Source organism: Frigoribacterium sp. CFBP 13729 (genome assembly GCF_014841875.1).
Classification (GTDB): domain Bacteria; phylum Actinomycetota; class Actinomycetes; order Actinomycetales; family Microbacteriaceae; genus Frigoribacterium.
In genome coordinates this window covers 90893-108952 of record NZ_JACYUR010000006.1, presented here as the reverse complement: position 1 = coordinate 108952, position 18060 = coordinate 90893, and the positions used below count along the sequence as shown (strand labels likewise).

Genomic DNA, 18060 nt, shown 5'->3' with positions numbered 1-18060 from the left:
TCGTGGCGGCGCGGTACGGACGCGGTCGTCCGGCTGCGCGTGCAGATGCCACCGCAGAGTGGGCAGCCGAGCAGGCTATCGGCTCGTCCACCGTCGTGTCGACCGCACCACCTCTGCACAGCGCGTAAGAAAGCGCCGCCAGTTCCCAGAGAGGCTGGTGACAATGGAGGTGCGGTGCAGGTCGTGACCGTCGCCTCCCCCGTTCTCCCCTCCCTCTCACCACCGGAGCCTCGTGCATCTTCTGTCCGTCTTCAGCCTGCGCAACCGCGCGCTGATCGCCCTCGTCACCATCGTCGTCGCCGTCTTCGGCGGCATCGCGCTGACGTCGCTCAAGCAGGAGCTCGCGCCCAACGTGCAGTTCCCGCAGATCGCGATCGTCAGCTCGTACCCCGGCGCGACGCCCGAGGTGGTCAACGACGACGTCTCGACGCCGATCGAGCAGGCGGTGCAGATCATCCCCGGGCTCGAGGGCACCACCGCGACGTCGAGCACGTCGCAGAGCACCGTCTCGGCCGAGTTCACCTACGGCACCGACCTCGGCGCGGCCGAGCAGAAGATCCAGTCGGCGATCAACCGGCTGACGTTGCCCGACAGCGTCGACACCCAGGTGGTCACCGGCAGCCTCGACGACCTGCCCATCGTCCAGATCGCGGTCACCGGCTACTCGGCCGACGACACCCAGGCGCTCGTCGACCGGCTCACGAACACGACCGTGCCCGACCTGCAGAAGCTCGACGGCGTGCGCGAGGCCTCGATCTACGGCGACGCCGGCCAGCGCGTCGTCATCACGCCCGACCGCACGGCGCTCGCCGCGGCGGGCCTCACCACGCAGGCCTTCCAGGACGCGCTCGACGCGAACGGCACGCTCATCCCCGGCGGCACCCTCACCGAGAACGGCCAGACCCTCTCGATCCAGGCCGGCCAGCGCCTCACGAGCACCGACGAGGTCGCGGCCCTGCCGCTGCTCGGCGGCACCTCGGCGGTCACGATCGACGACGTCGCCGACGTGGCCCTCAGCGGCGCGCCCGTCACCTCGATCAGCCGTGTCGACGGCCAGGACGCCCTCACGATCGCGGTCACCAAGACGCTCGACGCCAACACGGTCGACGTGTCGACCACGGTGCAGGACGCCCTGCCGTCGCTCGCCGCCGACCTCGGCTCCGACGTCGACCTGTCGATCGTCTTCGACCAGGCGCCGTTCATCCAGCAGTCGATCGACGCGCTGGCGGAGGAGGGGCTGCTCGGGCTCGTCTTCGCCGTGATCGTCATCCTCGTGTTCCTGCTGTCGGTGCGCTCGACGATCGTCACCGCGATCAGCATCCCGACGAGCGTGCTCATCACCTTCATCGGCCTGCAGGCCGCCGGCTACACGCTCAACATCCTGACGCTGGGCGCGCTCACCATCGCCATCGGGCGCGTGGTCGACGACTCGATCGTCGTCATCGAGAACATCAAGAGGCACCTCGCAGGAGGCGACGGCCGCGTCGCGTCGATCACCACCGCCGTCCGCGAGGTCGCGGGCGCCGTCACGGCGTCGACCGTCACGACCGTCGTCGTGTTCCTGCCGCTCGCCTTCGTCGGCAACATCACCGGCGAGCTGTTCCGGCCCTTCGCGCTGACGGTGACGATCGCCCTGCTCGCGTCGCTGTTCGTCTCGCTGACGATCGTGCCGGTGCTCGCGTACTGGTTCCTGCGGGCGCCGAAGGTGCACAAGCACGCGCCGGGTGCCGCGGGAGAGCAGGCCCAGGAGCGCCTCACGACCGCCGCGTCCGACCCGACCGACCCGGCGCCGCTCGACCGGCTGCGCCGCGTCTACGTGCCGGTGCTGCGCGGCACGCTCCGCCACCCCGTCGTGACGCTGCTGGTCGCCGTGCTCGTGCTCGGCGGCACTGCGGCGGCCATCCCGCTGATGAAGACGAACTTCCTCGGGGCGAGCGGGCAGAACACGTTCACCGTCACGCAGACCCTCGCGCCCGCCTCCAGCCTGCAGGTGCTCTCGGACGCCGCCTCGAAGGTCGAGACGGAGCTCGACGGCGTCGACGGCATCGAGACGGTGCAGCTCACGATCGGCTCGAGCGGCACCTCCATCGCCAGCTTCTTCGGCGGCACCGGCGACAGCACCGTCACCTACTCGATCACCACGAACGAGGACGCCGACCAGGACGCGCTCCAGGCCGAGGTGCGCTCGCGCCTCGATGACGTGGCCGACGCGGGCGACATCGAGCTGACCGCGTCGAGCGGCTTCGGCACGAGCAACGACATCACCGTCGACGTGACCGCGCCCGACCCCGACACCCTGCAGACCGCGACCGAGACCGTGCTCACCGCGGTCGGCGACCTGCCGGGGACGGCCGAGGCCGGGTCGAACCTGCAGGCCGCTCAGCCCGTCATCGGCGTCGTCGTCGACCGCGACGCGGCGGCCGACATCGGCCTCAGCGAGGTCGCCGTCGGCGGCATCGTCTCGCAGGCCGTGCAGCCGTTCCGGGTGGGCTCGCTCGAGATCGAGAACAGCTCGGTCGACATCTACACCGTCGACCCGACGCCGCCCGCGACCCTCGACGAGCTCCGCGCGCTGGAGCTGCCGAGCGCGACCGGGCCCGTGCGCCTCGACTCGATCGCCACGGTCGAGCAGACGAACGGCCCCACCTCGGTCACCACGACCGACGCCGTCCGGAGCGCCACTGTCACCGTGACCCCGTCGAGCGACGACCTGTCGAGCGCCGGCACCGAGGTCGACGACGCGATCGCCGGGCTCGACCTGCCCGCCGGGGCGGACGCCGTCGTCGGCGGCGCTGTGGCCGACCAGTCGAACGCGTTCTCGCAGCTGTTCCTCGCGGTGCTCATCGCGATCCTCATCGTGTACATCGTCATGGTGGCGACGTTCCGCAGCCTGCTGCAGCCGCTCCTCCTGCTGGTGTCGATCCCGTTCGCGGCGACCGGCGCGATCCTGCTGCAGCTCGCCTCCGGCATCCCGCTCGGCGTCGCGTCGCTGATCGGGGTGCTCATGCTCGTCGGCATCGTGGTCACCAACGCGATCGTGCTGATCGACCTCGTGAACCAGTACCGGACCCGGGGTCTGCGGGTGCGCGAGGCGCTGCTCGAGGGAGCGTCGCGCAGGCTGCGGCCCATCCTGATGACGGCGACCGCGACGATCTTCGCCCTGACCCCGATGGCGCTCGGCATCACCGGCCACGGCGGGTTCATCTCGCAGCCGCTGGCCGTCGTCGTGATCGGCGGGCTCGTGTCGTCGACCGTGCTGACGCTGGTCGTGCTGCCGGTGCTCTACTCGCTGTACGAGGGGTGGCGGGAGCGGCGGGCGGACCGTCGCGACGGCGTCTCGGCCGGGGCGTCGGATGACATCTCGGCTGGAGCGTCGGCCGACACCTCGGTCTAGCGACGCGAGAACGACGAACCTCCGCGGGACACCGCGGAGGTTCGTCGTCTCCGCGTCGGCACGGCGCCGCGGGGACCCCCGTCGAGCCGGGTGGGGCGCGAGCCGAGAGGCGGGGGTTCTGTTCCGGGGGAGGGTCGGGTATCGTTGGTGGGTCGGCTCAAGACCGCTCGCCTGTGGCGCGCACGTCCTGCGGCGTCGCTCCCCGGACAACCACCGGAGGCGACGAGCGGGACACATGAGGGTTTGTACGTCTTGTGGGCCGGATTCACGACGGATCTCGTCGGGATGAATTCACGTATGTGAACGGTCCTGGTCAATGGCTGCCCGGGTATTTCTTCGCGTCATCGCACAAGCCCGGAAAGAACACCATGCCCCCCTACGACAAGACTCCTTCACGCTCGCGAGGCACCGACCCGCACCGCAAGCCGGGCTCCAAGAGCTCCTCGCACCGCGGCCACCGCCCCGACGAGGCCGGCGCCCCCGAGCGCAAGAACCGCTGGAACTCCGACGCCCGCGCCGAGCGCCGCGGCGAGGCCCCCCGCAGCGGCAGCAGCCGCCCCAACTGGGAGCCGCGCGAGAAGACCTCGAACAGCCGCTTCGCCCCCCGCGACCACGACGCCCGCAACGCCGAGCGCGGCCGCGACGGAGGTGCCCCCCGCTATGGCCGGGACGTCGGCAAGGAGGCGGCCCGCGCCGGACGCGACGGACGTCCCGCCCGCAGCTGGGACCGCGATGCTCGTCCGGCCCGCGACAACGGCGGCCGTGACGACCGCGGCGGCCGTCCGTACGGCCGCGACGACCGCGACGCCCGTCCTGCACGCGACGATCGCGCGCCCCGTTCGTACGACCGCAACGAGCGACCCGCCCGCGGCTATGACCGCGACGACCGAGCTCCCCGCCGCGACGACCGCAACGAGCGTCCCGCTCGCCGCGACGACCGCGCGCCCAAGAACTACACGCCGGCCGGGCGCCCGCCCCGCGACGACCAGCCGGCCCGTTCGTTCGGTGACCGTCCCGAGCGCGGCGGACGCACCTCCGGCGGCTCGTACGACCGCGACGCCCGTGGCGGCCGCGACGACCGCGTGCCCCGCAGCTTCGACCGCGACAGCCGTGGCGGCCGCGACGATCGCGCCCCCCGCAGCTTCGACCGCGGCCCCGGCGCCGCCGAGCGCAACGATCGATCCGACTTCTACCCGAAGCGCGACCAGGGCGCGCACTACTCGCCCGAGGACGACGTCAAGCTCGAGAAGCTCCAGGCGGAGGTGCTCACGGCGCAGGACGTCGAGGGCGTCAGCTTCGGCGACCTCGGCCTCGGCGACAACATCGAGCGCCAGCTGGCCTCGATGGGCGCCGCGGCTCCGTTCGCGATCCAGGCCGCGACGATCCCCGACGTGCTCGCGGGTCGTGACGTCCTCGGCCGTGGTCGCACCGGCTCCGGCAAGACCATCGCCTTCGGCGCCCCGCTCGTCGAGAAGCTGATGGAGAACAACGGCGCGAAGAACCGCAAGATGGGCCGTCGGCCCCGTGCGCTGATCCTCGCCCCGACGCGCGAGCTCGCGATGCAGATCGACCGCACCGTGCAGCCGATCGCCCGCTCGGTCGGCCTGTTCACCACGCAGGTCTACGGAGGCGTGCCCCAGGCCCGCCAGGTCGGCGCGCTGAACCGCGGCGTCGACATCGTGATCGGCACCCCGGGACGCATCGAGGACCTGATCGACCAGGGCCGACTCGATCTCAGCGAGGTCGTCATCACGGTGCTCGACGAGGCCGACCACATGTGCGACCTCGGGTTCCTCGAGCCCGTGCAGCGCATCATCCGCGAGACCGCGCAGGTCAAGCCGAACGGCGACCGGGCCCAGAAGCTGCTCTTCAGCGCGACCCTCGACAAGGGCGTGGCGAAGCTCGTCGACGAGTTCCTCGTCAAGCCCGCCGTGCACGAGGTCGCCGGCGAGGACCAGGCCAGCTCGACGATCGACCACCGTGTGCTCGTCATCGAGCAGCGCGACAAGACGGCCGTCATCGAGCAGCTCGCGTCGGGCCCCGGCAAGACGCTCGTCTTCGCGCGCACCCGTGCGTTCGCCGAGCAGCTGACCGACCAGCTCGAGGACGCGGGCATCCGCGCCACCAGCCTGCACGGCGACCTGAACCAGGCCCGCCGCACGCGCAACCTCGGCCTGCTCACCAGCGGCAAGGTCAACGTGCTCGTCGCGACCGACGTCGCCGCCCGCGGCATCCACGTCGACGACATCGAGCTCGTCGTCCAGGCCGACATGCCCGACGAGTACAAGACGTACCTGCACCGCTCGGGCCGCACCGGCCGTGCCGGCAAGGAGGGCACCGTCGTCACGCTGATCACGCGCCCCCGTCGTCGCCGCATGGAGGAGCTGCTCGACCGTGCCGAGATCGAGGCCGAGATGATCGACGCCCGTTCGGGCGACGCACTCGTCGACCAGCTGGCCGGCGTCTAGGCCGCACCGCACCTCCTTCGGCACCCTGACGGGCGCTCACCCCTCGTGGGTGGGCGCCCGTCCGGCGTCCGCGGGGCGTGCTCCGTCCAACACGTTCTTCCGAACCCCGTTCCGTTCACAGAACCACGTTGCAGCGAGGTTCTTTGAACGGAACGGGGTTCAGTGCAGCTGCGGCTGCCCGGTCGGAGGCGCGCACCGCGGCTGCGGCTGCGGCTTAGGCTCGCAGCGTGGCCCCGACCCGCGAGAGGCCCGGCATCGTCCGGGTCCGCATCAGCGACCGTGAGGTCTGGCACGTCGTCGACCCGTCGTTGACGCCAGCCGAGGCCGAGGAGGCGGTGCGAGCGCACCGCGCCGCGAACGCTCCCACGAACCGCAGCCTGGTGCGCCGGGTGCTGGCGTGGACGCCCGGCGTCGTCGCCCTCCTCGTGCTGGGCGGGGCGGTCTGGGGCACCGTGATCGTCATGGACGAGCTCGACCTGGCCGAGCTTCCCGGGCGGATCGCCGTCGCCGTCGTGCTGGGCGGGATCGGCTTCGTCGCCGCGGCCACGGCGGGCATCGTGCTGCACGAGGCGCCCTGGCGGTGCGACCGGGTCGAGCCCGAGACGGTGACGAGCCCACGCGTCGTGCCGATCCCGGGCTCCGTGCTCGGCTGGGCCGGCGGCGCCGACGCCGGCGCAGACGCCCCCGCCGCGGCTGACGTCTGGCGCGTGGTCGCGGCGGTCGACGTGCTGTCCGAGCTCGAGGCGGCTCACTGGCGGCTGGGCGACGTCCTGTACTGGCGGCTGGACGACCTCGACGACGACCCCGACTACGGCGCCGGCGCCGGCGGCCACGGCCACGGCCACGGCCATGGCCAGGGCGACGACGCCGACGCGGGGCCCGGCGACCGCCACGGCAGCCACCCGGCGGCGGTGGCCCTGGAGGCGGCACGGCTCAGGGCGTCGGAGGAGCTGCGCGTCCTCAGCGACGAGGTCGGGTTCCCCGCGGCCGCTGGCGTGCGCCCCGGGACGGAGGGATCGTGAGCGTCTTCCTCGACGACGTGCCCGGGGGCGCGCTCGGACACGGGGACGAGTTCGATCGCGACGCGTCGGCCGTGCACGTATCCGGCGGCGGCGTCGCACATCAGGACCGCGACGGCACCCGGTGGCTGGTGGCCGACCCCGACCTGTCGCGGCAGGAGGCGGAGGCAGCGCTCCGGAGCGCGCTCACCTGGCCCCGGGTCGACGGGCCGGTGGACCCGACGGCCGCCGGAGCCGCGGCAGCAGGCGGAGGAGTCCTCGGCATCGCCCTCGCGATCGGTGCGTTCGGGCTCGTGGAGTGGCCGTCGTGGATCGCCCTGGGCGCCGTGGGAGCTGCGGCGGGCGGGATCCCCGTCTGGGCCTGGCTCGACGGGCGCGTGCAGGAGCAGACCCGCGCGCGGCAGCGGACCGCGACCCGCGTCGCCCGCGAGTCCCTGGTGGAGGTGCCCGCGAGCTTCGCGACGTGGGCCGGGTCCGACGGGAGGTCGCTCGCCCACCACGACCTGGTCGCCCTCGCGCGGGCGGTCAGCGCGACCCGGGCGGCCGCGTCGACCCTCGACGCCTGGCGCTGGGGCGAGCCCGACGTCGACTGGCCGCACGCCCACGCCGTCGTCGATCCCGTCCTCGTGGGCGAGTACGAGGCCGCACGGGCGGTGCTCGACGAGCTGGCCGGGTCGCTGAGCTACGAGGTGCCTGCGGAGGTCGCGCCCGAGTCCCTGCGATAGGCGGGCGGTCGCGGGAGGCGACCCGCGCCTCCTTCGTCGCTGGCTAGCGGCGGTCGAGCAGCCCGCGCACGTACGACGCCTGGCCGAGGTGCTGCGTGCAGTCGCCGAGGATGCTCACGAGGCGCGAGCCGGCGGTGACGGGCGGGTCCCACGCGTCGTCGACGACGTCCGTGTACGAGGCGGCGTCCAGCCCCTCGAGGTAGCCGCGGGTGCGCAGCGTGACCGCCTCGAGGTAGGCGACGAGGAGGTGCGGCTCGGCACGCACCTCGCCCACCTCCGCAGGCGACTGGCCGTAGCCCATCTCGGCGTGGTCGAAGGGGAGCGCGAAGCGGTCGGCCCAGCCGTCGGCGGTCCAGACCTGGTCGGAGGCGGCGAGGTCGGCGATCTGCACGTCCTGACCGCGGGCGGTGTGCCAGACCAGCCAGGCGATCGTGTTCGCTTCGGCGTCCGGGCGCCAGGCCAGGTCGTCGACCGAGAGGCCGTCGACGGCGGCGGAGGCGATGGCGGGGAGGCGGTCGAAGGCCTCGATGAGCACGTCGGAGGGAGTCATCGCGCCACCCTACGACCGGGGCGGGCAGCGGTCCCAGGTGCCCGCCCGTGGGGCAGCCCCGTGGGGCAGTCCTCAGCTCGAGGCCTGCGCGCCCGTCGTGTCGTCGTCGACGGCGCGGCGCGTCAGCGAGTCGCCGATGGCGCGCATCACCGAGGCGAGGAAGTCGAGCTGGCGCGGGTCGATCGCGTCGCGGAAGGCGCTGCGGTAGAAGTCGCCCGTCTCGGCGACGGCGGCCTGGCCCTCGGGGGCGAGCTCGAGCACGACGCTGCGGCGGTCGGTGGGGTGCGCGCGCCGGGCCACGAACCCGGCCTTCTCGAGCCGGTCGATGAGGCTGGTGGTGGCCCCGGTCGACAGCTCGAGCGCCTCGGCGGCGAGCTTGGGGGTGCTCTCGGGGGAGTTCGCGATGAAGACGAGGCACTTGAGGTCGGTGGTGCCGATGCCGAAGTGGGTCGCGACGAGGCGCTCGACGCGGGCGTTCTGCCCGAGGAGCGTCGAGAAGGCGGAGAGGACCTCGTCCACGTCGACGAGGCCGTCGGCGTCGCGGGGCGGGGCGGTGCCGGCGGGGGGCTGGGGAGAGATGTCGGTCATGAGGCTCCAGGGGCGAACGAGGCGGAGGAGGCGGAGGTGCCGAAGAGAGGGAGACCACGGCGGCAGGGACGGCGGCTCATTGATCGTCCCCCCACTATAGCTCGGTCATCGAGCAACACGACAGAAAAGGTACCCCCCACCACTGGGGGCATCCCTCGGCTTGCAAGCTACTCGACACCCGAATAACTTGATTGTCGTACCACTTGGGCACCGAGCCACACGGGCACCGAACCTCTCGACAACCGGGAGACACGGAGATCGAGATGCTCAGCCCCCACCGAACTTCACGCACCGCTGCACCACCCGAACTGACTCACCACCACTTCTCACACCCCTGGAGCCCACGATGTCCCGTCCCACCCCCCGCGCCGCCCGCCTCGCCGCCTGGATCGCCATCCCCGCCGCCCTCGTCGCCAGCGGCATCGTCGTCTCGCAGGCCTCGTACTCGGCCTTCTCGTCGACCACGGTCAACCCGACCAGCAACTGGACCGCCGGTTCCGTCGCCCTCACCGACGACGACTCGAACACCGCGCTGTTCACGGCCACGAACCTCAAGCCCGGCTCGACCGGCAGCAACTGCATCGCCGTCACCTCGACCGGCACGCTCGCCTCGACCGTCAAGCTCTACGGCACCGCCGCCGCGACGACGAACAACCTGGCCTCGAACATCACGCTCAGCGTCGTGCAGGGCACCGGCGGCGGCTTCGGCTCCTGCTCGGGCTTCACCCCCCTCGCCGCCGGCTCGTCGCTGTACAACGGCACGCTCGCCGGCTTCGGCACCAGCTACACGAACTTCAGCAACGGCGTCGGCAACTGGGCCCCCACGGGCACCACCGGCACCCAGACCACGACCTCGGAGACCCGCGTCTACCAGGTCTCGTACACGGTCTCGAACGCTGCGCCCAACACGACGCAGTCCGGCACCGCCTCGCTCGGCCTCACCTGGGAAGCCCAGAACAGCTAGAGCCCGCTCGACTCCCGTCGTCTCCCTCCCAGTGGGCGGCGACGGGGCACGACCCCGCCGCCGCCTTCCTCCCCCGTGGGCGGCGACGAACCAGCTCCGCCGGCTTCCCGAACCCGCCGGCGGGCCACCTGCCCGGTCACCAGCCGGGCGCGCACCACGACGGCCCGGACCGTCGACGCAGGGGTCCGTGGGTCGCCCGATGACCCGCGGCCCCCTGGGGGCGCAGCGCACCACCAGCCCGACCAGCACCGCACCCGCACCCGCGCCCGACCAGCGCCGGCACCCGCACCAGCACCGACCAGACAGGAGGACGCCATGACCACGTACGACGTCCCCCGTCACCCGGCCACCGCCTCCGTCGCGGCCGTCGGCGCCCGCCGCGAGGCCCGCACCAGCGGCAGCACGGCCAGCGCCCGCCTCGGCTGGCTCCGCATCGTCGTCGGCATCCTGTCGCGCACCGTGCTCGGCACCCTGGTCGGCCTGCTGCTCTGGGCCGCCGTCCCCGCCGTGATCGGCTGGACGCCCACCACCGTCATGACCGGCTCGATGGAGCCGCGCATCCACCCCGGCGACGTCGTCGTCGCCCGCCCGGTCGCGGAGTCGTCGATCCACCGCGGGCAGGTGCTCCTGTTCCAGGACCCCGACCACGCCGACCACCTCCGCCTGCACCGCTACGACGACAACGGCCAGGGCACGCAGATCGTCACCAAGGGCGACGCGAACCCGACCGCGGACTCGACCCCGATCGACCGCAGCGCCGTCGTCGGCGTCGGCTACCTCCGCGTGCCGTACATCGGCACCCCCTTCGTCTGGGCCGCCGGCCACCAGTGGGGCCACCTGCTCGTCACGGGCAGCGCGCTGATGCTGCTCGTGCTCGGCGCCCAGGCCGACCGCTCGCTGCGCCGCGACCTCAACGCCGAGGGCCGGGGCGAAGGAGGCGCCGCCAGCGCTCCCGAGGACGCGACCGGCACCTCCTCCGCGACCGGCACCTCCGGCGCCTCGGTCTCGGGCGCCTCCACCGTGACTGTCTCCACGGGGCTCGTCCTCGCCTCCCTCGCCGCCCCGGCCGTCGCCGCCGACCCGGCATCGCGTCGCAGCACGCGCCTCGCCGACCGTCGTGAGCGCCGCCTCCGTCGCCTGCGCGGCGCCGCCGGCACCCTCGCCGTCGTCGGCCTCGTCGGCGGGCTCGCCCTCACGCTCGTCGTCTCGGGCGGCGCCGGTGCGGCCTTCTCGTCGCAGGCCGCGAACAAGACGAGCAACTTCGCCGCGGCCTCGGCCTATGAGTGCCTGATGCCCGCGGTCACCGACTCGCCCGTCTTCTCGTACGGCTACAACGAGGCGTCAGGCACCGCCGCCCTCGACAGCAGCTCGACCGGCCGCGCCGGCACCCTCTCCGCCGGCGTCAGCCGTGTCGCGGGCGCCTGCGGCTCGAGCCCCTACGTGACCCTGAACGGCACCTCCGGCGCGGTCACCACCAACGCTCCCGCCGTCACGGCGCCGACCGCCTTCACCGTGGAGTCGTGGATCAACCTGCCCGCGAACAGCACCGGCGGCAAGATCATCGGCTTCGGCAACCAGGCCAGCGGCCTCTCGGGCCAGTACGACCGGCAGATCTGGGCGTCCAGCACCGGCGTCATCACCTTCGGCACCTACAACGGCGGCACCAAGACCGTCAGCACCACGAAGACCTACCGCGACGGCACCTGGCACCACGTCGCCGGCACCGTCACCTCGGCGGGCGTGCTCACGCTCTACGTCGACGGTGCGGTCGTCGGCACGATGTCGAACGCCGCCGGGGAGCCGATGACGGGCTACTGGCGCGTCGGCTACGACAACCTCTCCGGTTGGCCGAACATCCCGGCGAGCTCGGCGAACTACTGGTTCTCGGGCAGCCTCGACGACACGGCCGCGTACAACACGGCCCTCTCGGCCGCGACGATCGCGCAGCACGTCAAGAACGGCCGCTGAGCCGCCTCCCTCTCGGTCCGGCCTCCCCGGTCCGGCCTCCCCGGCCCGGCCGGTGAACCGGCAGAAAGTGTCCTCTCCGACCTCGGGGAGGACACGGTGCACCGTCTCGCCGCCTCTCCGGCCGTCGAGAGGCCTCAGATCGACCTCGCGGAGCCCCCGCAGGTCGATTCGGGGACTCTCGCCGAGACAGGGGGGCCGGGGAGGCGCGGCGCGCCCCCGGGAGGCGGGGCCGGGGAGGCGCGGCGCGACCCCGGCCCGCCGGGCTGCGACACTGGGCGGATGCCCCTGCTGATCAACGACGTCTACGTCGACGGACGAGTCGCCGCGAGCCCCGACACGCTCGACGAGACCTACGCGGCGCTCGCCGAGACGCACGGCACCGCCTGGGTGGTGCTGAGCGAGCCCGACGAGGCCGAGCTCGCCTCCTTGGCCGCCCGCTTCGACCTGCACGAGCTCGCCGTCGAGGACGCGGGCCACGGCCACCAGCGCGCCAAGCTCGAGCGCTACGGCACGACCCTGTTCGTCGTCGTGCGTCCGGCGGTCTACCTCGACGCCGAGGAGCGGGTCGAGTTCGGCGAGATCCACTTCTTCGTCGGGCCGGACTTCCTCATCGGCATCAACCACGTCTCCGACATCGACTCGCGCTACCTCGCGCGCAGCGTGTCGAGGCTGCGCGCGAAGCCCGACCTGCTGCGGGTGGGCCCGCAGGCGATCCTCTGGGCGGTGCTCGACGCGATCGTCGACGCCTATGCGCCGGTCGTCGAGGGGCTCGAGAACGACATCGACGAGATCGAGCAGCAGCTGTTCGCCGGCGAGGCCGGGGTCTCGCGCCGCATCTACGAGCTGTTCGGCGAGGTGGCGGACTTCCAGAAGGCCACCCGCCCGCTCGTCGGCATGCTCGACGGGCTGCTGCGCGGCGGCGAGAAGTACCAGGTCGGCACGGAGCTCGAGCGCCGGCTGCGCGACGTGCAGGACCACGTCATCCGCGTCGTCGACCGCGCCGACACGTTCCGCGCGGTGCTGCAGAACGCGCTGTCGCTGAACGCCACGCTCGTCGCCCAGGTGCAGAACGACGTCACCAAGCGCATCTCGGCCTGGGCCGCCATCCTCTTCGCCCCGACGCTGATCGGCGCGATCTACGGCATGAACTTCGACGTGATGCCCGAGCTGCACTGGGAGTGGGGCTACCCGTTCGCCCTCGCGCTCATGGTGGGCATCGGCGGCGGGCTCTGGGGCGCCTTCAAGCTCAAGCGCTGGCTGTAGGAGGCGCGCCCCTCCCTGCGTCCTGAGCGCACCTCCTGCGAGATTCAGGAATCTGGGCCCCGGGGTTCCTGACTCGTGCACCGATCAGGAACCCCGTGCCCCCTCTCGCGCGGATCAGGACGGATCTTCCTGAATGAGGAGGGGAGGGCAGGAGGCGGGGGTCAGGCGCGCAGGACGCGCACCTCCCAGGGCGCGAGCGTCAGCGACCCGGGGCCGTGCGCCACGTTGCCGACGAGCACCTCGGGGATCGACCGGCGCCGCAGCACCGGGTCGAGCCCGGGGTCGAGGTCGTACGGCTCGCCCGACCAGTTCGCGAGCACGAGCAGGCGCTCGTCGCCGAGCGTGCGCGTGAACGCGTAGAGCCGCTCGTCGTCGGGCGCGAGCATCGCGAAGTCGCCGAGCTGCACCACCGGCAGCTCGTGCCGCAGCGCGATCAGCCGCCGGTAGAACTCGAAGACGCTGCGGTCGCCGGAGGCGCGGTCGGCCTCGACGTTCAGCTCCGCGCTGTTCGGGTTCACGCCGATCCACGGGGTCCCCGTCGTGAAGCCCGCGGAGGCGCCCGCCGACCACTGCACCGGCGTGCGGGCGTTGTCGCGGCTGCGGAAGCGGAGCGCCTCGAGGACGTCGGCCTCGGAGGCTCCCCCGGCCAGCGCCTCCTCGTGCCAGTTCAGCGACTCGATGTCGCGGTACTGGTCGATCGAGGTGAAGCCCGCGTTCGTCATGCCGATCTCGTCGCCCTGGTAGACGTACGGAGTGCCGCGGTGGAGGTGCAGCACGGCGGCCAGCATCGTCGCCGACTCGTACCGGTGGGCACCGTCGTCGCCGAAGCGCGAGACGCTGCGGGGCTGGTCGTGGTTGCCGAGGTAGAGGCTGTTCCAGCCGCGCTCGGCGAGGCCCTCCTGCCAGCGGCCGAGCGACCGCTTGAGGTCGGTCAGCGCGAGCGGCACGTTGTCGAACTTCGACTCGGGGCCGCGGTCGAGGTCGACGTGCTCGAACTGGAACACCATGTCGAGCTCGCTGCGCCCCTGGTCGGTGAAGAGCGCGGCGTCGTCGACCGTGACGCCGGGCATCTCGCCGACCGTGATGAGCTGGCGGTCGCCGCGGTGCGCGAAGACCTCGCGGTGCATCTCCTGCAGGTGGTCGTGGATCGCCGGGTCCATCTCGAAGCTGGCCGAGCCGGGCTCGAGCGACGCGGGGGTCTTGGCGATGAAGTTGATGACGTCCATCCGGAAGCCGTCGACGCCGCGGTCGAGCCAGCGGTTCATCATCGCGTAGACGGCCGCGCGCATGTCCGCGTTCTGCCAGTTGAGGTCGGGCTGCTTCGTCGCGAACATGTGCAGGTACCACTCGCCGGTCGCCTCGTCGAGCTGCCAGGCGGGGCCGCTGAAGGCGCTGCGCCACTCGGTCGGCAGCGACCCGTCGTCCGACTGCGGACGCCAGACGTACCAGTCGCGCTTGGGGCTGTCGACCGACGACCGCGACTCGGTGAACCAGGCGTGCTCGTCGCTCGTGTGGTTGACGACGAGGTCCATCACGAGCTTCATGCCGAGGCCGTGCACCTCGGCCAGCAGCTCGTCGAACTCGTCGAGCGTGCCGAACAGCGGGTCGATGTCGTCGTAGTCGCTGATGTCGTAGCCGGCGTCGGCCTGCGGCGAGCGGTAGATCGGCGACAGCCAGATCACGTCGACGCCGAGGTCGTGCAGGTGGCCCAGCTTGCTGCGGATGCCCGCCAGGTCGCCCACGCCGTCGCCGTTGCCGTCGGCGAAGCTGCGGGGCCAGATCTGGTAGACGGTGGCGGACGTCCACCAGGGTGCGTCGGTGTGCGGCACCGCTCCTCCTTCGTTCGTGCTGGTCATGTCTCGAGTGTGGTCCTGCGTTCGGGCGTCGGTCACTTGGTCGACCCCCGCATCACGCCGCTGACGACCCACTTCTGCGCCACGATGTAGACGACCAGCAGCGGTGCCAGGGCCATCAGGTACGAGGCGAAGGCCACGGTGTAGTTCGTGTTGAACTGGCCCTGGAAGATGAACTGCGCCAGGGGCAGCGTGCGCGCCGACGGGTCGGAGAGGATCACGAGCGGCAGCAGGAAGTCGTTCCACGCCCAGACGCAGGTGAGGATGCCCACCGTGGCGTTCATCGGCGCCAGCAGCGGGAACACGACCTTCCAGAAGACGCCCCAGGTGCTGGCGCCGTCCATGCGCGCCGCCTCCTCGAGCTCGATCGGGATCGAGTTGATGTACGCGGTGAAGATGAAGATGTTGAACGACAGCCCGTAGACGGTATAGAGCAGCACGAGGCCGACGGGGGTGTCGAGGCCGAGCAGCGCGGTCTCCTTCACCACCGGCAGCATGATGATCGGGAACGGCACGAAGATCGCGGCCAGGAAGTAGAAGTACAGCCCGCGGAAGAACTTCTTGTGCATGTTGCGCGCGATGGCGTAGGCCACCAACGAGTTCGTGAAGAGCGTCAGCACGACGGCCCCCACGGTGATGAGCGCCGTGTTGAGCAGCGCCTGCGGGAAGTTCGTCAGCTGGTAGGCGTCGACGAAGTTCTGCCAGCGGATCTCGGTCGGCAGCTCGAAGCCGGTTCCGCCCAGCTGGTCGGGCGTCTTGAGCGACGTCACGATCGTGAAGTACAGGGGGAGGAGCACCGTCAGCGAGCAGACGGCGATCAGTGCGGTGAGCCACCAGTTGGTGCCTCCCGTGCCGCCGTCGAGGCGACGCCGACGACGGGACTTCGGGGGCGTGCCTGCCGGCCCCGTGCCGATGCCGTCGGAGCTGCCGGGGTCGACGGGGCTGGTGGTGGTCTGGAGGGCCTCAGCGCCCTGGATCGTCGAGCTCATCAGAACGACGCCTCTCTGCGCTGGAGGAAGCGCAACTGGATGAACGACACGAGGATGATGACGAAGAGGTACAGCACGGCGTTGGCCATCTGGTAGCCGTACTCGCCGCCCTGGAACCCGCCGCGGAAGATGACGAGCGCGATCGACTCGGTCGACGTGCCAGGGCCGCCGTTCGTCAGGGCGACGATCTGGTCGAACACCTGCAGGAACGACTTGAACGACAACACCATGTTGATGGTGAAGTAGGCGCCGATCAGCGGGAACGTGATCGAGCGGAACTGCCGCCACGACGACGCGCCGTCGATGCCGGCCGCCTCGTACAGCTCGGCGGGGATGGTCTGCAGCCCCGCCAGGTAGAGGATCACGTTGAACGCGCACGCCTGCCACACCGTCGTGATGACGATGCCGACCCAGGCCCACTGCGGGTCGGCCAGGATGTTGGCGCCCGGCAGCCCCATCGACTGCAGGATCGTCGGGAACGAGTTCGCGAACAGGTAGTTGAAGACGTAGCCGATGATCAGGATCGCCAGCACGTAGGGGATGAAGAAGATCCCGCGGAACGCGGTGCGGAACTTGATCCGCGAGTTGAGGCCGAGCGCGATGGCGAGCGAGATCACGTTGACGGCGATCGTCGACACGATGGCGAACCCGAACGTGAACAGGTACGACGCGATGACGCGGTCGTCGCGGAACAGGTTGAGGTAGTTCGACAGCCCGACGAAGCTCCACGTGCCGTAGCCCGCGTAGTTGGTGAGGCTGAAGAACATGCCCGTGACGACGGGGATCGTGTGCAGGCCGAAGAAGATGACGACGGCCGGCACGACCATCCAGTAGAAGGCGCGGGGCGTCTTGCCCTGGCCGGCGCGAAGCGTCGGCTGTCGCTTCGAGGAGGCGCGGGTCGGCCCCTCAGGGCCGGCGTCGGTCGTCGGCCGCGGTGCGGTGGCGGTCATCACTTGCCTTCTCTCTGCGTGGTGGTGCGGGCGGCGACCTTGCTCCACTCGTCGTCGAGGTCGGTGAGGAACTCGTCCACATCGCCGGTGATGACCAGGGTCTGCAGCATGTTGACCAGCGGGATCGACGCGGGCACCTGGTGGTCGATGAAGCCGATGATCCGGCCGCTCGTGAAGTACGGCTCGAGCCCCGCGAGGGCAGGGTCGGTGTTGGGCTCGGCGTCGTTGAGCGGCGAGAAGGTGGACTGCGACTCCGAGTAGGCCTGCACCACCTCGGGCGACATGAGGTAGTCGACGAAGCGCTGCGCCTCCTCCTTGTGGGGGCTGTCCCGGCCGATCGAGAGGCCGACGTCGACGCCGGAGACCGCGATGCGGTCGTCCGCGTTCTCGGTCACGGGGTAGGGGAAGGTGCCGATGGAGGCGTCGGGGGCGTTGGCGCGGATCGCCGGGATCGCGTACGAGCCCTGCAGGTACATCGCCGACTCGCCGTTCGCGAAGGCGAGGTTGCCGGCGTTGTAGTCGCGGCTGGCGAAGTCGTCCTGGCAGTAGGAGAAGAGCTGTACCTCCTTCTCCATGGCGGGGCCGAAGTCCTTGCTGAACGACACGGCGCCGTCCTGCACGTCGGAGCCCTCGGCCCGCAGGTCGTCGAAGAAGCCGTCGGGCATCAGCGCGCCGCCGAGGTTGACGAAAGCGGGGCCGGCCGTCCACGCGTCCTTCATCGTGCAGTAGAACGGTGCGATGCCGGCCTGCTCGAAGGTGTCGGCGGCGGCGATCAGCTCGGTCCACGTGGTGGGGACCTCGACGCCCTGGGCCGCGAAGATGTCGGGGTTGTAGATGATGCCCGAGGCGTTGTTGGCGAAGGGGAGGGCGTTGACCTCTTGCCCGCTTCCCTGGTCACAGCTGCCGAGGTCCTGCACGATCTCCTGCACCGCGGGGTTCACCGTGTCGGCGGAGGGCTCGTCGCTGAGGTCGGCGAAGACGCAGGCCCGCGCCAGCTCGGCGAAGTTGCCGCTGACGTTGAGCGTCAGCACGTCGGGCACCTTGTTCTTGACGAGCAGGGTGCGGATCGCCGTGTCGGGGTCGGGCACCGCGTTCTGCACCACGCGGATGTCGGGGTTCTCGGCCTCGAAGTCGGTGATGATGTCGGCGAAGTCCTGCACCGCCTCCGGCTTGAACTGGAAGAAGTCGAGCGTCGTGACGCCGTCGGCGTCGGGGCCGCTGCCGGGCGCGCAGCCGGTGAGGCCGGCGAGGACGACGGCCGTGCCGAGCGCGGCTGCGGCGAGGCGGCCGCGATGCGGGCGCATGCGGTCGCCGTGGCTCGGACCAGGC

Annotated in this window: 13 protein-coding genes; 7 read left to right on the top strand and 6 right to left on the bottom strand. The window is 71.4% G+C overall.

The genetic code is table 11. From position 1 onward, the window contains the following. The first annotated feature begins 232 nt into the window (after window positions 1–232). From IFT77_RS14930 to IFT77_RS14915, 4 genes are all read left to right on the top strand, one after another. Window positions 233–3394: an efflux RND transporter permease subunit gene (locus IFT77_RS14930; protein ID WP_192170444.1), complete on the top strand. Its 3162-nt coding sequence runs from the start codon at window positions 233–235 to the stop codon at window positions 3392–3394. A 368-nt stretch (window positions 3395–3762) separates the two neighbouring features. Next, on the top strand, window positions 3763–5862 hold the full coding sequence (locus IFT77_RS14925) for a DEAD/DEAH box helicase (protein ID WP_192170443.1): 2100 nt from the start codon (window positions 3763–3765) through the stop codon (window positions 5860–5862). A 227-nt stretch (window positions 5863–6089) separates the two neighbouring features. After that, window positions 6090–6884: a hypothetical protein gene (locus IFT77_RS14920; protein ID WP_192170442.1), complete on the top strand. Its 795-nt coding sequence runs from the start codon at window positions 6090–6092 to the stop codon at window positions 6882–6884. Then, complete coding sequence (locus IFT77_RS14915; RefSeq protein ID WP_192170441.1) at window positions 6881–7606, top strand: hypothetical protein; 726 nt, start codon at window positions 6881–6883, stop codon at window positions 7604–7606. The genes IFT77_RS14920 and IFT77_RS14915 overlap by 4 nt, the downstream gene beginning before the upstream one ends. 43 nt (window positions 7607–7649) lie before the next feature. On the opposite strand, the gene IFT77_RS14910 is transcribed toward IFT77_RS14915, so the two are convergent. Beyond that, a complete protein-coding gene (locus IFT77_RS14910; RefSeq protein ID WP_146906047.1) occupies window positions 7650–8156 on the bottom strand; it encodes a DinB family protein in 507 nt (168 codons plus the stop codon). A gap of 72 nt (window positions 8157–8228) precedes the next feature. Continuing rightward, a complete protein-coding gene (locus IFT77_RS14905) occupies window positions 8229–8744 on the bottom strand; it encodes a MarR family winged helix-turn-helix transcriptional regulator (protein ID WP_192042848.1) in 516 nt (171 codons plus the stop codon). 346 nt (window positions 8745–9090) lie between these two features. Here IFT77_RS14905 and IFT77_RS14900 point away from each other — a divergent pair, with 346 nt between their 5' ends. From IFT77_RS14900 to IFT77_RS14890, 3 genes are all read left to right on the top strand, one after another. Then, window positions 9091–9708: a hypothetical protein gene (locus IFT77_RS14900; protein ID WP_192042847.1), complete on the top strand. Its 618-nt coding sequence runs from the start codon at window positions 9091–9093 to the stop codon at window positions 9706–9708. 315 nt (window positions 9709–10023) lie between these two features. Next, entirely contained in the window at window positions 10024–11676 is a 1653-nt protein-coding gene (locus IFT77_RS14895) for a signal peptidase I (RefSeq protein WP_192170440.1), read from the top strand. Between the two features lie 279 nt (window positions 11677–11955). Further along, a complete protein-coding gene (locus tag IFT77_RS14890) occupies window positions 11956–12939 on the top strand; it encodes a magnesium and cobalt transport protein CorA (RefSeq protein WP_133739250.1) in 984 nt (327 codons plus the stop codon). Window positions 12940–13100: 161 nt separating this feature from the next. Here IFT77_RS14890 and IFT77_RS14885 read toward each other — a convergent pair whose 3' ends face one another. The 4 genes from IFT77_RS14885 to IFT77_RS14870 are packed head-to-tail and all read right to left on the bottom strand — an operon-like array spanning window position 13101 to window position 18035. Continuing rightward, window positions 13101–14795 carry an alpha-glucosidase gene (locus IFT77_RS14885; RefSeq protein ID WP_192170439.1) on the bottom strand — a complete coding sequence of 565 codons (1695 nt, stop codon included), beginning with the start codon at window positions 14793–14795 and terminating at the stop codon, window positions 13101–13103. Window positions 14796–14827: 32 nt separating this feature from the next. After that, a complete protein-coding gene (locus tag IFT77_RS14880; protein WP_192042844.1) occupies window positions 14828–15781 on the bottom strand; it encodes a carbohydrate ABC transporter permease in 954 nt (317 codons plus the stop codon). Continuing rightward, window positions 15781–16731, bottom strand: coding sequence for a carbohydrate ABC transporter permease (locus IFT77_RS14875; RefSeq protein WP_192042843.1), 951 nt, complete (start codon window positions 16729–16731; stop codon window positions 15781–15783). Before IFT77_RS14875 ends, IFT77_RS14880 begins: the two co-directional genes overlap by 1 nt. Continuing rightward, entirely contained in the window at window positions 16731–18035 is a 1305-nt protein-coding gene (locus IFT77_RS14870; RefSeq protein ID WP_192170438.1) for an ABC transporter substrate-binding protein, read from the bottom strand. The genes IFT77_RS14875 and IFT77_RS14870 overlap by 1 nt, the downstream gene beginning before the upstream one ends. Window positions 18036–18060: the final 25 nt, after the last annotated feature.

Excerpts from the sequence above, each read along its gene's own strand:
- IFT77_RS14910 (WP_146906047.1), bottom strand. The coding sequence starts at position 8,156 with ATGACTCCCTCCGACGTGCTCATCGAGGCCTTCGACCGCCTCCCCGCC.
- IFT77_RS14890 (WP_133739250.1), top strand. The coding sequence starts at position 11,956 with ATGCCCCTGCTGATCAACGACGTCTACGTCGACGGACGAGTCGCCGCG.
- IFT77_RS14900 (WP_192042847.1), top strand. The coding sequence starts at position 9,091 with ATGTCCCGTCCCACCCCCCGCGCCGCCCGCCTCGCCGCCTGGATCGCC.
- IFT77_RS14875 (WP_192042843.1), bottom strand. The coding sequence starts at position 16,731 with ATGACCGCCACCGCACCGCGGCCGACGACCGACGCCGGCCCTGAGGGG.
- IFT77_RS14905 (WP_192042848.1), bottom strand. The coding sequence starts at position 8,744 with ATGACCGACATCTCTCCCCAGCCCCCCGCCGGCACCGCCCCGCCCCGC.
- IFT77_RS14880 (WP_192042844.1), bottom strand. The coding sequence starts at position 15,781 with ATGAGCTCGACGATCCAGGGCGCTGAGGCCCTCCAGACCACCACCAGC.
- IFT77_RS14895 (WP_192170440.1), top strand. The coding sequence starts at position 10,024 with ATGACCACGTACGACGTCCCCCGTCACCCGGCCACCGCCTCCGTCGCG.
- IFT77_RS14925 (WP_192170443.1), top strand. The coding sequence starts at position 3,763 with ATGCCCCCCTACGACAAGACTCCTTCACGCTCGCGAGGCACCGACCCG.
- IFT77_RS14885 (WP_192170439.1), bottom strand. The coding sequence starts at position 14,795 with ATGACCAGCACGAACGAAGGAGGAGCGGTGCCGCACACCGACGCACCC.
- IFT77_RS14870 (WP_192170438.1), bottom strand. The coding sequence starts at position 18,035 with ATGCGCCCGCATCGCGGCCGCCTCGCCGCAGCCGCGCTCGGCACGGCC.